Source organism: Streptomyces sp. NPDC005533 (assembly GCF_042871845.1).
In the GTDB taxonomy this organism is placed as follows: domain Bacteria; phylum Actinomycetota; class Actinomycetes; order Streptomycetales; family Streptomycetaceae; genus Streptomyces.
In genome coordinates, this window is the sequence record NZ_JBIAJH010000045.1 from 1 (window position 1) to 14606 (window position 14606).

Genomic DNA, 14606 nt, shown 5'->3' on the forward strand with positions numbered 1-14606 from the left:
GGCCTCCGCCAGATCCAATACCGCAGCGACATCATCGACGGCTGCCTCACCGGAACGGGGCTCACACTGACGACACCACGACTACAAGCTCAGTAGCCGGCTGCTGCCGACCGCGCAGCGGGTACGGGCCGACATCAACCAGCGGTACCGGATCGCCGTCGTCGTAGCCCTCGGGTGTGGGCTGCGCCGGGGGGAGGTCTTCGGGCTGTCGCCGGCGGACGTCGACTTCGAGCGCGGCGCATCCGCGTCCGCCGACAGGTCCAGCTCCTGTACGGGCGCCTGTACTTCAACCTCACCGAGGGCGAGAAGACCCGCGTCGTCGACATGCCGCCTTCGGGGGCCGACGAGCTGCGCGCACACTTCCTGCAGCATCCGGCTGTCGAGGTCGAGCTGCCCTGGGGCGGCCCCGAAGCCGATCGGGAGAAGCGCTCCTTCCCGCTGCTCCTCGCCACGACCTACGGCAACGCGATCCGCAGCAAAATCTTCAACGACGAGGTGTGGAAGCCCGCCCTCGCGAAGGCCGGAGTGATCCCCGTGCGGGAGAAGGGCCAGCGCTGGAAGGCGTCCCGCAAGGACGGCTTCCACGTCCTCCGGCACACCTACGCCTCCGTGATGCTCAAGGCGGGCGAGTCCGTGGTCACCCTCGCCCGGTGGCTCGGCCACTCCAGCCCGACCATCACCCTCGACCACTACGCCCACTTCATGCCCGAGGCCGGAGGCAGGGGTCGCACGGCCTTCGATGCCCTGCTCGGCATGGTGCCGGCGTACGTACCTGAAGGCCTTGTCCGGTCTCACCGTGGCATCTGAGAGCCTGTGCGGAGGGCGGCCGCCTGCGCGCGGCACCGTTCCAGTCCCACGGTCACGTCTGCCTGGTCCGGGCCGTCCTCGCCCGCCAGTAGTTCCCCTGCTGCGACCATGGCTGCCCAGAAGTCGGTGGGCGACCCCCGCCTGCCCCGGAACTGGGTCTTCGCGAAGAACAGGAAGAGCTTTGTGAGCTGCTTTGTGAGCTCCCCGCCACGAAACCAGGCGAGCAGGCTGCCGGGATAGCCCCAGCGGGCGCCAGCGGCGACCCACAACAGGTCGCGGATCCGCTCACTGCGATCGTCCAGCACCCGGTCGACAACGAATACCTGGCCGCAGACGAGGAGCGAGGCGGCGAAGTCTTCTTCTCCCGCCGCGAATTCCTCGAGCAGGGGGTGTACCTCGCGGATTCGGGCTTCGGCATCCGTCTGGGGTACGCCCAGAGCCAGACACACAGCCAACGCGCAGGCACCCCAATCGCCGGTGCGCACGGCCAGTTCGGTGAAGACCTCCTCCGCGTCCCGTCCGGCGCCAAGCATCGTGCTGGCGTCCAGAAGTAGCGAGTCCTCTCCTTCCCCATGCTTCATGGCCAGAGGCTACAGCGGAGCTTGGCCGCGTCGCTTGGGTCGGTTCGTTCGAGTGAGCGGCCGTGTTTCCGTAGACGACACGGAGGCGCAGAGTCGGCGAGGCGGCGATGAAATCCTCCTCCAAGTGACGTCTCGTCGGGTCGTCCCCTGCCGTGCGTGTGGCGGTGGTGCGGGCGCTGGGTTCAGCGGCAGAGCTCCATGATGACGTCGTCGAAGTCGGGGAACTCCTGGGCGGCCAGTTCGATCACGGCAGCTGCCGACCGGCGCCGGTGCGGTGCGAATTGTTCAGCGATGGCCGTCAGTCCCTGGTGGGGACGCGGGGTCCAGTCGGGCTCGTACGAGGTGGCAGGTTCCCAGGGGCCGAAGCCGCCCGCCAGTAGCCACAGGAAGTCGCCCAGGTCGCGCGCGACGACACCGGTCTCTCCCTCGGACCCGAGGAAGACGATGGGCTGCTCGGCCAGGGGCCGGCCTGGGCGGATCAGCCAGAACGCCGCGTACCCACCCGAGCCGTCCTGCCCGAACACGCGGAAGTCGTCGCCGTCCAGTTCGCTGTTCCCGGTCCACGCTTGGAACCAATCGGTGGTATCGGCGGCGGTCAAGAAGGCCGGGAAGGGCTCGAAGTCGATGCCGTTCTCGGCCGCGTGGTCGTATCGAACGGCCAGCGCAGTGGCCACCACGGTGGGCAGCTGTCGGTCATCGGTGGGCGTCACGTGAACAGGCTAGCCATGGGGTCCGACATCGGTGGTCTACGGGCACGGGACACCTGTCGGTCGTAGCCATCCAGGAAGAAGGGGCAGGCCTGGAACAGCGAACGGGTGGCACGGCAGACGCTGTGCCACCCGTTTCCGCTACGTCCGCCGGCATGCGCTGTTGCAGTCCGACTCCGGTCGCGAGAAGGGCAGACGCAGAGTACGGGGGAGTGCCTCGGTGGGTGCCCGACGGATTCTCCCCAGATTTTCCCCACGGGGCCTCTGCGCGCTTGATCCATGGTTCGCTTGCGCTAAGTCGATCAAGCGTGCGCGGTGGGTCGCTATAGCCAGTCGCGCTTCTTGAAGATGACGTACAGGCTGACGCAGACCACTGCCATCAGGAGGATCGCGAAGGGGTAGCCGCCTGCCCACTTCAGCTCGGGCATGGTCTCGAAGTTCATGCCGTAGATGGTTCCGACCAGGGTGGGGGCGAAGAGGATGGCGGCCCAGGAGGAGATCTTCTTGAAGTCGTCACCCTCACACCGCTGACCTGCGGGAATCGCTCGAACAAGCGGTCCGACCTGCGACGATCAGCCTTTCCGGCTCTTTCACCGTGCTGCCCGTGTGTACGGCCGATCCTCCCCAGCCGCTCCCCAATGGGGCTTCATTCTCCCCAGATTCTCCCCAGCCGAGGACACCGCAGCGAACAGATCGTGGCTGGTCAAGGCATGGTTCGGATACACGGCCCCGCTACGTGCAGTGCGCGCAGGTGCCGACCGGTGGCCGACAGAGGGTGGCCGGTTTCAACCACTTGAAGCGGAAACGTAGCTGAGGCACCCTTTCCCGGTGCCGGGTGAAGAAGCGCACCTCATAGGTGCAGAGGCCGTCCAGCGGGCGAAGAGATGGCTCGAGGGCACCATGCGCGTGGCCCAGTCGTACACCAACACGGACGGTGCCTGGGCGAAGAAGCTTACCCTCCACTGGCCGCACGGTAATGAGAAGCAGTTCTCTTACGACCTCGGCGGGGTCATGCGTGGCGGGGACTGGGATGGCCAGATGTTCTGCGCCGAGGTCAAGTGGCGCCGGAACTCAAGTGATCAAGGTACGGAGTACAAGAGCTTTCTGGCCAAGTGCTACGTCGCGCTCAGCAAGGACTACATGCTCGGCGATCACTACATGTGGATCAGCTGGGCGCCGTTCCGTGCACGCGATTGGGACGTGCTCACAGCACCGGACACGATCCGGGAAGCCGTCCTGGCCGAAGCGGTACGCGCTTTGGGCACGGAAGATCTCGACGAAGCCCGAGAACTGATCAAGGACGAGATCGTCAATGAGCTGTCGGCGCGGCTCTGGATCGTGGTCATGTCGGAGAAGCAGGAGAAGCTCGTTCCACTCGACGACTGGCGTGGAGTCGTCGCCCGCTTCTACAACAGCCAGGGGAAGACGTCATGGTGACTCCCGTCGCACCTGAGATCGATCGCGCGCTCGACCACCCCGACCCCCGTGAGGCGGTCGAACGGGTGAAGGACGTGGTGCAGCGTCGGCTGCTTGCGGTGTATCCCTCGGCCAAGATCGTCCGGACCACCTTCTTCAACCACACCTACGTTCCTGACCTGCTGATGACATGGAAGAGCGGCAGCCGGGCGGCTGAACGGCGGGTCTATCTGCGGGCTTCCTCCGATCCGGTTCTCCTCGCCAACGACGTGATGTTGCTCGAACGAGAGCAGCAACCGCTCGTCGTGCCGCTGGGGCAGGTCGGAGAAGGTCCTGCGTGGACTCGACTGGACAACATCGCGGGGGAGCGGCAGACGCTCGTTCTGGATCCCTTCGGGCTTGGGGCCCTGCCTTCCCACTCGGCGACCCGCTCGCCGGTTGCACTCGCTTCCGACGCGATCGTCGAAGGCGGTCGCGGGATCATGGGACAGGACCAGGTGGAGCAGTTCCTCGCCTCGGTGGACCTGGGAGTGGGTGCGGCCCGTGAGGGCCGGGAGGCCCCGACTCGTGCCGCCCTGACCACGCTTGGCCGGCGCACGACCCCGGGTGTGGCGCACCGGCTTTCCAGTTTCATGGCCGCAATGTGGCAAGGCAGCGGCCGGTCGATGACAGACTTCCCTGGCGAGGTGCCGCTGCGCTCGTCCCTCGACGCGACCTCTTTGAGCCTGCTGTTGTCCTCGGAGGAGATCGGCGACGAAGACTTCTGGCGGCGTATCCAGCCGCTTGTGGACATCAAGCCGCTGCTCGACAGCGGCATTACAAGCACCGAGAATCTGCAACACCTCATGCGCAGCGCCGTCGGCGCGTGGAAGGCCCATGTCTGCATGGTCGTCGAAGGGCGCAGCGCGGGCACCGGTGCGGGTGGCAGTTGGCGCTGGATGGTGGACCGAGGGCGACTGGCTTTGCAGGGGCCCGATTTCATTGCGTACATCGCTGGCAGTCGCAAGGATCTGGAGTTCCCCGAGGAGCACGAGGTTCCGTTGCTGGCCGAGGTACGTGAGCGGGCGAACAGACACGGCATCACGCTCACGTCGATTCGCATGATGACGCCGAACCGGAGTATCGGATACGACTCGCCTGGCGAAGATGTCACCAACGACCCGCAACTGGACGGCATCAGCGCGGCTCTGGGGCAGGAGGAGGGGGTCGTCGAGGCTCTGGCTATGACGCCCGGGGGGTACGCCTTGAGGTGTAACTTTTCCACACAGACGGCTGGCCCGCCCGGCGCTCGGGCGTTGCTCGTCTACGCCGATCTTTTAGGGACCGCTCTCCGCCTTCTGCGGCCATTCGGTGAGGAGAATGCGGCCGTGCTGCGCGACCTGCTGGGTGGAGGGCCTGTGCCGTCGGCACAGTGGTCGCAGCCGCCCCTGCCAGAGGCGTAAGCAGAGGACAGAGGGAAGGCCGAGTTCCGTTGATCGGGGGGCCGTGTTCCCAATCACCTCCTGGCGCCGCCGATGGACTTGCCGTCTGTATTGCGAGCTACGCCGAGCTCTGGACCCGCGAGGCAGGACTGAGCCACAAAGGGCGTGGAGCACACCCCAACGGAGCGCTTCGCTCGGACGAGGCGCGCTTCTGCGGGTCGTGCATTTCAGCTTGTCGGCAGCCGCACCGGTCCTGGCACCAGCACTGCCGGACTGCCGGACTGCCGGGCCAGCCGCGGGAGGTGGCGCGGCGGCGGGTTCGGATGTTTCCTGATCAATCGCGGACGGGTCGCATACCGTGATCTGTATGCATAGGGGGATGGAGTTAGCAGGCCGCTACCAGCTCGACAGCCGGTTGGGGCAGGGTGGCATGGGGGAGGTGTGGGCGGCGTCCGATCTGCGGCTGCGTCGTACCGTCGCCATCAAGATGGTGCTGGCCACGCATCTCCGTGATGACCGGCTCGCCGCCCAGGTCCTGGCACGCTTCCGCCGTGAAGGCGAGGCAGCCGCCCGGCTGAACCACCGCAACATCGCCGTCGTCCACGACCTCGGTGAGCACCGTGAGACGAGAGGCGATGGGCAGGAGGAAGTCTCTCCGTTCCTCGTCATGGAGTTTCTGGAAGGGCGTGATCTCGCGACGGTCCTACGTGAGGACCACCCCGGCGGGCTTCCCCTGGAGATGGTGCTGGAGTATGGCGCTCAAGTGTGCGACGGGCTGGCCGCCGCCCACGCGCAGAACATCGTCCACCGCGACATCAAACCGTCCAACCTCATGCTGCTCGACGACGGCACCGTCAAGATCTGTGACTTCGGGATCGCCCAGATCCAGGACGGCACGCTCGGCCTGACCACGACCGGAGCGCTGCTCGGCAGCCCTCTCTACATAGCTCCTGAGCAACTCCGTGGACAGACACCGACGCACGCGGCCGACCTATATGCCCTGGGCGTCAGCCTGTACGAGCTCCTCACGGGGCGCGCCCTGTTCACAGCGGACTCTGCGTACGCCGTCATCGCCATGCACCTGTACACCATTCCCGAACCGCCCAGCACCCGCCAGCCCGCCATCCCGCCCGGCATCGACACTCTCGTCACCGATCTCCTTGCCAAAGAGCCCGCCGGCCGTCCCTTCACTGCCAAAGACGTCGCCGCACTCCTGCGCTCTGTCTGCCTTGCACCCGGGGCAATCTCCGATCCGGCAGCGGAGGTCTCGGAAACCGAGGAGCAGCACCACCTGCAGGCCGCCGAAGCCGGAGACACCGAGGCCATGTTCAGCCTCGCGCTGCTGCTGGAGGACACCGGGCGCACCGCTGAGGCGGAAGCCTGGTACAGGAAAGCCGCCGACACCAGAAACACCGACGCCATGAACAACCTCGGACTGCTGCTGGAGGGCGCGGGGCGCGGGGCCGAGGCCGAAACCTGGTATTGGAAGGCCGCAAGTGCTGGGAACACCAACGCCATGCAGAACCTCGGACTGCTGTTGCTGAACTCCGGGCGCAGCGGCCAGGCGGAAGCCTGGTACCGAAAGGCCGCAGACGCCGGCAACGCCGTCTGCATGAATAACCTCGGAGTCCTGCTGCACAACAGCGGGCGCAGCGGCCCGGCGGAACGCTGGTACCGGAGAGCCGCTGCCACTGGCTACATCGACGCGATGCACAATCTCGTAGTTCTGCTGCAGGACACTGGGCGCGCCGCCCAGGCGGAGGCCTGGCACCGGAAGGCCTCTGACGCCTCTGACGGCGCATAGCCTGCGAGGGTTCCCTACCCTACCGCCACGAAAGTGGGAGCACGGGACACCGGCGACGCCGAGGGGCATCGCCGCTCACCGGCGACGGGTCACCAGCCCCGAAGGCAATGGCTAATGCCCGCACAGACCGCGCTGCGAGAATCGCCGTATCCCGATCGGAGTCTTCTGGCCGCATACGCGGGCCGGGGAACCCCGCCGGTCCCGCTATGGGGCCGAGGCGAATCCAACCTCGGCGCCGCCACAGCTGGCCGCGATGACCAGCAGGCTGACTGGTGGCCTACCCGGCGACACCACGCGTCAGTGAAGTCGTCGCCCTCACGCCGCTGACCTGCGGAAATCGGGTGTGCAGGCGGTCTGGCCTGTAGCAATCGGCCTTTCCGGCTCTTTCTTCCTGCTGCCCGCTTAGAGCTCGTAACAGGATCTTGCTGAAGTTGCCTGGTCGGCGTGACCGGTGTGAGGATTCGGCCGTTCGTGATGGTGTGAGTACTCGGCCGTGGATCGTGGATGACGACTTGTGGGCACTGATCGAGCCGTTGCTGCCGCCCTGGCCGGAGCGATCACCAGGGCCGCGGCCGGTGGCGGACCGGCTGTGCCTGCAAGGCATTTTGTACGTGCTCTGCAACGACATCGCCTGGCAACTCCTGCCGCCTGAGCTGGGGTTCGGCTCCGGCCAGACCTGTTGGCGCCGCCTGGAGCGGTGGCAGCAGGCCGGTGTCTTCGACCAGCTGCACCGCGTCCTGCTCGCCGAGCTGAATGCGGCCGGCCGGCTCGACTGGTCCCGGGCCTGCGTGGACGGTTCCCACATCCGGGCGAAAAAAGGGGCGCCGACACCGGTCCGTCGCCGGTCGACCGGCGGAAGACGGGCAGCAAACACCACCTGATCTGCGACGGACGCGGTACTCCGCTCAAGGTGATCACCACTGCAGCGAACGTCAACGACGTCACCCAGACCCTCGCCCTCGTCGACGGCATTCCGCCCGTCGCGGGCAGGCCCGGCCGGCCCCGCAGGCGTCCCGAGGCCCTGCTCGGCGACAAGGGATACGACTCGAACCCCAACCGGGAAGAACTGCGCAAACGCCGGATCCTGCCCGTCATCTCCCGCAAGGGCTGCCCGAACATCAAGGACATGGGCAAGCTCCGCTACGTCGTCGAGCAGACTTTCGCCCTGCTCCACCAGTTCAAACGACTCGCCGTCCGCTGGGAACGCCGCACCGAACTCCACGACGCCTTCGTCTCCCTCGCCTGCAGCCTCATCTGCTGGCGACGCCTCAAGAAGCCCCACTCATGATCCTGTTACGAGCTCTTATGCAGTCGATTCCCCCCAGCGGCCCCCCAACGAGGCCTCATTCCTCCCCAGCTTCCCCCAGGGCAGGCAGCTTCTGGCGGTGGATTGCCGCTGAGTGGGACTGTAGGACGAGGAGGTTGTTGTGGCCGATGAGTCTGAGCGGCCTGTTGCCGCCACCGTTGTGGTGGACAAGGGGCGGTTGCTATTGGTGCGGCGTCGCATCGCGGAAGCGCAACTGATCTGCCGACCCGACGACTCCCCGTCGGGCGTGCCCCCTGGCGAAGCCGGGCTGCAGGTCGCCAAGCGATTCTGATGAGGAGGCACGCTGGTCGTCCCTGATGTGGTGCAGGGCCTCGATCTACCAGTGTTCGTATATGAGTTCGGCGAGCATCATCCGGGACCCTCTACCGTGAGAGGGTGAAGCGGAGCCGCATCCTCGTACTGACGAGTTCGTAACCAGCCAGGCCTGGTGCGCCGAAGGGATTAGGTAGCGGGGTGATGCGGCGGCGGGTGCGGTCCAGGACGTCAGAGACGTACACGATGATGTACGTCTCGTCCGGGCCCAGGTGAGAGGCCCGTTCCACCTCGGAGTCTCCGAGGATGAACTCACCGCTGTTGCCGACCGAGGCCTTGACCTCGTACAGGTACGTCCGGTCTCCGTCGTGGATGCGGAAGTCGTAGCCCAGCCTGTCGTCCCCCAGTCCGCCGGCGATGACATGGGAACGCAGGCTGGATTTCCAGGAGGTCTCCTCGGGGACACCGAACTGCTGACGCAGCCAGGCACCCACGACCGTCTCACCGGCGAGGCCGATGGCTGTGGTCTTGTCCTGGTCGGTGGTGGGGGCGCGGTAGCCGCCGGATCCGCCGCCTGACCCCGGTGCTCGACGGGGTTTGCCAACGACCGTGGCCAGGAACCCTGTCGGCTGGGCGGGCGTGGCCAGTTGCTCGGGGGTCAGATCGCCGGCGACCGCCTGGGCAAGTTTCCTCAGTTCGTCCGGCTGGGTAGGCAGGGGCATCCCGTTGAGCAGGATGTGCGGTTCGGGTCCCCCCGCCACGGGGTTGGACCCGGAGGGTGAGCTGTTACCGGAACGCTGCCCGGGCAGTGGCACGTGAGACGTATCCAGGCCCAGTTCGGCGCGTCGGTCCGTCGCGGGCATCCCGTCGGGGCAGTAGCCGTGGCCCTTCAGCCAGCCGATGAGGACCGCAGAGGTGAGGGCCTCGAAATCGAGCAAGCCCTCTTCGTCCAGCTTCTGGACGAGGTCGGCGGCACCCGGCAGGGAGGGAGCCGATGCGGTACCTGCGCGTCGCGTCCACTCCTCGATGAGGCCTCGTAGCCTAGGCAGCGATCGGTGGACCGCGCCGATGGACGTCTCGCGGACCTCCTCCAGTGGGCGCAGGGTGATCTGTCGACGGGGCGGAGCCGGAAGTCGGGCCGCGGCCCAGGCGTCCGCGTGGAACTGGAGCAGCTCGGGTGACAGGTCCCACAGGGTCGTGTGCCACAGGGGGTCGGGCTCGAATCCCGGCAGCGAGCGCAGCCTCAGGTATCCGGCGAGGGAGCGACCCGACCGGTGCACGCCGGCGTGGGCGTCGCGGACCCGCGCGGCGAGGGCCGGCTGGTTCCGTTGCAGCCACGCCTCGAACTGCTGTCGGTGCCTGGCCTGGTGGTCGAGCGTGGGCAGCCCCAGGGTCCGCCACGCCTGGTTGGCGTCGGCCAGCGAGACCGACAGCTCCGCCAGTTGTCGCTGCCGGTCGTCATCGTCGAGCAGCCGCAGCAGCACGTCCGCACGGTGGATATCGAGCCTGCCCGCAAGCCAGTCACGCAGTCCGGCACGACCGTGGAAGCTCTCCAGGCTCCGCTGCAACTCCTCCGCGAGGTCGATGTCGACGCAGGCGAGGAGGGGGACGAGCAGGGCGCTTCCGGAGCGCCGCGAGGCCCGGTCCGCGAGGACGAGTTCCAGCCTGCGCAGGGGCACGTCGAGTGCGGCCGCGATCTGCTCGTCGTCGATCTCCTCCGTCTGCGGGCAGCGCTCCTGTAGCTCGATGAGCGCCGCACGCAGGCCCTTGGCTAGGTAGGGCGCGCCGACGAGACCGGCGAGCCCCGCCGCCGCGTTCCGCAGCAGCCGCCACTTCGTGGGCTCTCCCGTGTGCAGGATGACGAGGCACGGTTGCGTGGGGTCCTGGTGCAGGAGCGAGTGATCGGCGGCCGATTCTTCGACCCTGTGCCCGGCGACCCAGACGACGGCCTCGCGCGCCACGGTGAACTCGCACGCCTGCAAGCGCCGGAGTACTTCCGGCAGCGCTACGGGGTCCGGGCGCGAGGACCTTTCCTCATCGAGCTCCACCGCCGCTGCCACGAACGTGCGGAGCCATGAACCCGCGTATGCCAGCAGCGATTCGCGCGGTGCCTGGCCCAGGGGCAGGACCCCTGCGCGGATGTCGGTGTCGGCTTTGCTTGCGCGGCGGAGCGCGAATCCCCCTCGCGCCTTCAGGTCCCTGTGGATCCGCAGGCCGAGCATTCTGTCCTCGACCGGCAGGAGGGGAACCGGGACGCGTTCGAGTAGTTTCTGGTTCTGTGCCCCCTGCGGGTCGGGTACGTAGACGGTCTCGCCCTCCGGCACGCTCCGATGGGCCTCCAGTACGCCGGCCCGTGCGACGAGCAGGAGGTCCGGCGCTGCCAGGGAGGTTGCTGCGCCCTCGGGTGCGGAGAGCATTTCCGACCAGGCCTGCTCGTATGCCCGGCTCAGCGCGTACCGGTGCATCCCTTGGCGAAGGTACCCGTGCTCCTCCACGAGGGCGGGGAGATGACGGAGCCGGTCGGATGCGCTCCGCGGATCGTCCCAGGCGCGGATGCCCAGCAGACGCAGCCGGTCGGGCACCTCCGCGGACTGCCGCCGACGCAGCGCAGGGGGAACCACGGTCAGGTAGTCGGGTGGAGTCTCGTGGGAGTACCACCACCATGCCGTCGCGGCCGGGGCGAAGGTAACCCCGCCTCCCTGAGCAGGTATCTGAGGGATCCAGGGTGCCTGGGCGAGGAAGGCCGACAGCGGTGTCGGCCACGGAGTGCCGTAGCTGTCCGACACGGGACGGACGAACCTCGTCTCGAGATCGCTGTCCTGCCAGGTCCCAAGACCATGCACGATGAGTTCCGCGTACAACCGGCGGCTCTGCTCATCGAACTCGGCGTAGTTGTACTGGCCGGGGAGTACGGCCAGCGCCTTGCGGGACGGGTGGTATTCGACGGTGGCGTGGGCGACGGGCCGTCGATTGGGCCAGTGTTCGGCGGTGTCACGCCACTGCTTGGGGAAGTCGCCGCCCGCGTCCTTGTGCCACATGCCAGAAAACCACCATTCCGGCCTGTTGAGCCCCTCCCCTCTGACGCCGCCCGAGAACGCCTCGTAGCGGGGCCGCAGGCCATGGCGTACGCCGTTGCGTTCCAGGAACCGCAGCATGGTCTGGGGAGTCAGGCCCGATTTCCCGCAGACCTCCTCGGGTGTCAGCACGAGCCGGCCGGCGGTCGTCGCCAGTACGGGGATGCCTTGCACACCATCCAGGAAGCGGGTCAGGGTCTCGTCCACTGAACGGTGGTCCCCGGGCCAGCCGGGCCCGAACATGGCCCGGCTCGCCTCCAGCCACCCACCCCGGGTCGGTACGGTCAGTCCCTGCAGCGCGGGTGCCCTACGGCCGGCTCGCTCCAGCGCGGTTGATACCGAGCAGAGGTACCGCAGGCACTGGAACCGCAGGCTCTCGTCCTGGCCGTCGGCTCCCATGGCCGCCGTGACCACACGGAGAACGGCCTCGAACCCGTACTCCTGGACCAGGCGCTCGGACTGCAGCCAGCGCCGCCCGGAGGCCCGACGCTTGGCGCGTTTTCCGGACCAGTCAACCGACTCATGGACAAAGAGGACGTGATCGGTCAGCCCTTCGGGCAGGGCCGGGAGGGCTGACGCGGAATCGGTGCCTCGTTCGAGGAAGACGCTCTCCGCGCCGGCGGGAGCGAGGGTCATCGTGGAACTAAGGATGATCTCCTTGCCGTGCAGCGCCGAGGCATTCGGGAAGTCGACGGACAGGTCGTAGTAGAAGTCGGCCCACCAGCCCGGGTCGAGGGGATCCTTGAGGGTCCTCTGCGCCAGCCGTTCGGCCCACCCGGCAACATGAGCCGGCCCCGGGGTGAGGGCAAGCCGGCGTGCGTCGGCCAGCACGGCGAGGCGCCGCAGCCGGACAGGGTGGAGCCCGGGGTCGATGAGGTGTTCCAGGCCGGTGGCGGCGATGGCGTCCGGGGTGAACACCTTCGCGGTGTCCTGGCCGGTCCACAGGTATCCGTACCTGAAGGAGGTACGCCCGCCGGCCGGGGCGAGCACCGGCATGAACGGCACGTAGTCCAGTTCGTGGCCGAGCGCGTCGAACGCCGCTTCCAGCCGCTCCACCTGGTCCGGGCTCCAGCACATCATGTCTGTCAGTGCCCCGGCCGGCAGCGGGAGGCGCCCCCGGCCGCCGAGCAGGACCGCACGAGCGCAGGCCGTCGCGAGGGTGTCCAGCAGAAGGTTGTTCCAGGGCATGGCTTCGTTGAAGGACCGCCGGTTCAGTTCGGCGAAGAACGGCGCGTTGACGAAGCCGTTGAGCGGCGAGGAGATCTGCTCCCCCATGGGGAGGAACGTATAGAGCCGGCCGCGGTCCAGCGGATCGCCGACCGGAACGGCCACGCTGACCTCGGCCTTCTTCGCCCACACCGCCCAGTCGGGGCGCAGGGTTCCCTCATCGACGGAGGTTGCGATGGCCGTCCGCGCCAGTTGCTCGTCGACCTTCGCCCGCACCAGGATCAGGCGCATCCCCCGGCGCAACGTGACCTCTTGGACCGTGAGGCCCTGGTAGCGGTAGAGCTGGCGCACCGTGCGGTCGTAGCTCTTGCGCTGGGTCCTGCCTGCCGTCCTGCGGCCGAGGGTCACTCGTTCCAAACGGTCCAGGAAGAGCTCGAAGGGGGCCGCACCGTCCATCAGTTCACCGAGCTGATCCCGGGCGGCCTTGGCCGCTTCCGGCGAGCGCAGCGGAAGCCGGACGACGGTGACGAAACCCCGCCGCCCGAAGCGCTGGGTGGCCTCCGGCACTTCGTCCAAGGGGATCGGCACTTTGAGCCGGAAGAGGTTGTCCTCCAGGTGGGCAGCCAGGCCTTCCTGGTTGGGGTCGACTTGACGGGCCAGCCGGGCGAAGTCGCCGGGCAAGGCGAAGCGGAAGCAGAAGCCGTCGAACGTCTTCGAACCGGCCCGTGACACGCTGTACAGCTCGGGCGACTCGGTGAGTCGGAGAACGCTCTTGAAGCCGACGCCCTTGTGCCCGATGCCCTCGTCGGGGCGCTTGCTGGAGAGCCCGATGTTGCACAGGTCGACGAAGTCCCCCGCACCCAAGGGCCTTCCGCCGTTGGCGACGTACAGGGTGCCGTGTTCGCCCTCGTCCTCGTCGAGGAGGATCTCGAGGCGCCCGTCTAGGGCACGTGAGGGGTGCGCGTCGTGGGCGTTCTGCAACAGCTCGATCAGAACTCGCCCCTGGTACTCGGGTGCGATGATCCTCTCAGCGACGGATTTGAGTTCCTGGGCCGACTGCCGGCCGTCTTGCCAGTCCCGCAGGCAGCCACGGGCCTCCATGAGCGCCCGGTCCGTGACCGTCTTGCGCCAGGTGGCGGACTTGCGAGACCGCGCCTGCGCGGACCGACTACGTTCAGCACCCGTCACGTCGTACCCCCCCGAGACAACCGCAAGATGATCTTATCAGCGGGTAAGGGACTCGGCGGGGCCATCCTGCCTGAGTGACCATGGAGGAGACTTCGGCGCCTCCTCACCGCGCAAATCCATAGAATCCATGCAGGTGATTCCCGGGCCGCGCTGGCGCCGATTGCGCGGTCTCACTGAAGGCGCTACCCGGCGTCGAGCGTCGCTCCCGCGCCCACCTCGCCGCAGAGCTGTGCCCAGCGGGGCTTTGTTCTCCCCAAAATCTCCCCAGCGGAGAGCATTCGGAGACGACCGGCTGCTGCTTAGCGAGGCATCTGTGCACGATGGGCTACGCCACATTGACTCCGTGCGCCCTGGCCGAGCCGTCGATCCCGTCTACCCACTTCTGCCCGACTGCTCGGAGCTTCCAGATCGGCTCCGGCCCTCGGGGGACCTGTGTCGATACGGCTCCGCGATGACCATTGCTCTGGCGGCAGGCTCGGCGGGTGGCTGGAAGGCTCAGGGGAGGGCAGCGTATTCCCCAGCCCCCGGTGGCACCAGCGAAGCGGAAAGGTTGGTTGCGTCACTTTTTGACCAAGATCTTTATGGCCTCCCCGGCAACACGTTGAACTTGGGAGGAGCGGATGGTCGCCTTGATATGCGCGACTCAAGGTCAGCGGGCCAGCAGGTATGGGACCAGGCCGTCGCCCTTCTTTCGCCGCCAAACCGAGGCCGAGGCTTCGTCTGGCTGGCCGTCCCCTGCGCATGCGCGGAGACAGGTCAGGTCGGTGTGCTGGCTGGAGCCTTGTGGGTGGGGTGGGCCATGATGGCAGTAGGCCCAAGTAGTAGCGCACCGCCCTTCGAACAGTTTCGGGCCGCGAGTAGA

At 67.4% G+C, this 14606-nt stretch carries 9 protein-coding genes and 1 pseudogene; 6 read left to right on the forward strand and 4 right to left on the reverse strand.

Annotated elements, in window-relative coordinates; all coding sequences use genetic code 11:
* Nucleotides 1–324 precede the first annotated feature (324 nt).
* Nucleotides 325–807, forward strand: coding sequence for a tyrosine-type recombinase/integrase (locus ACFYP3_RS31055; protein ID WP_388839754.1), 483 nt, complete (start codon nucleotides 325–327; stop codon nucleotides 805–807).
* Here ACFYP3_RS31055 and ACFYP3_RS31060 read toward each other — a convergent pair.
* The 3 genes and pseudogenes from ACFYP3_RS31060 to ACFYP3_RS31070 all read right to left on the reverse strand — a co-directional run.
* Entirely contained in the window at nucleotides 792–1388 is a 597-nt protein-coding gene (locus tag ACFYP3_RS31060) for a hypothetical protein (RefSeq protein WP_388839756.1), read from the reverse strand. The genes ACFYP3_RS31055 and ACFYP3_RS31060 overlap by 16 nt on opposite strands.
* A 182-nt stretch (nucleotides 1389–1570) precedes the next feature.
* Nucleotides 1571–2098, reverse strand: coding sequence for an SMI1/KNR4 family protein (locus ACFYP3_RS31065; protein ID WP_388839759.1), 528 nt, complete (start codon nucleotides 2096–2098; stop codon nucleotides 1571–1573).
* A 320-nt stretch (nucleotides 2099–2418) separates the two neighbouring features.
* Nucleotides 2419–2604: pseudogene (locus tag ACFYP3_RS31070) on the reverse strand (CorA family divalent cation transporter); the annotation flags it as partial.
* A gap of 319 nt (nucleotides 2605–2923) precedes the next feature.
* Here ACFYP3_RS31070 and ACFYP3_RS31075 point away from each other — a divergent pair.
* From ACFYP3_RS31075 to ACFYP3_RS31095, 5 genes are all read left to right on the forward strand, one after another.
* Complete coding sequence (locus tag ACFYP3_RS31075) at nucleotides 2924–3532, forward strand: hypothetical protein (RefSeq protein ID WP_365194915.1); 609 nt, start codon at nucleotides 2924–2926, stop codon at nucleotides 3530–3532.
* Nucleotides 3526–4953 (forward strand): hypothetical protein, encoded by a 1428-nt coding sequence (locus tag ACFYP3_RS31080; protein ID WP_388839762.1) that lies wholly within the window; start codon nucleotides 3526–3528, stop codon nucleotides 4951–4953. Before ACFYP3_RS31075 ends, ACFYP3_RS31080 begins: the two co-directional genes overlap by 7 nt.
* A gap of 358 nt (nucleotides 4954–5311) precedes the next feature.
* Complete coding sequence (locus ACFYP3_RS31085) at nucleotides 5312–6736, forward strand: serine/threonine-protein kinase (RefSeq protein WP_388839765.1); 1425 nt, start codon at nucleotides 5312–5314, stop codon at nucleotides 6734–6736.
* 479 nt (nucleotides 6737–7215) lie between these two features.
* A protein-coding gene (locus ACFYP3_RS31090) for an IS5 family transposase (protein ID WP_388839768.1) occupies nucleotides 7216–8024 on the forward strand; the annotation gives its coding sequence in 2 pieces (ribosomal slippage) (nucleotides 7216–7533 and nucleotides 7536–8024; 807 coding nt in all).
* A 139-nt stretch (nucleotides 8025–8163) separates the two neighbouring features.
* Nucleotides 8164–8334 (forward strand): hypothetical protein, encoded by a 171-nt coding sequence (locus ACFYP3_RS31095; RefSeq protein ID WP_388839772.1) that lies wholly within the window; start codon nucleotides 8164–8166, stop codon nucleotides 8332–8334.
* A 91-nt stretch (nucleotides 8335–8425) separates the two neighbouring features.
* Here the strand turns inward: ACFYP3_RS31095 and ACFYP3_RS31100 are convergent, their stop codons facing one another.
* The gene (locus tag ACFYP3_RS31100) at nucleotides 8426–13744 is read right to left on the reverse strand and encodes a sacsin N-terminal ATP-binding-like domain-containing protein (protein WP_388839773.1); all 5319 of its coding nucleotides are present in this window, start codon (nucleotides 13742–13744) and stop codon (nucleotides 8426–8428) included.
* Between the last annotated feature and the right edge of the window lie 862 nt (nucleotides 13745–14606).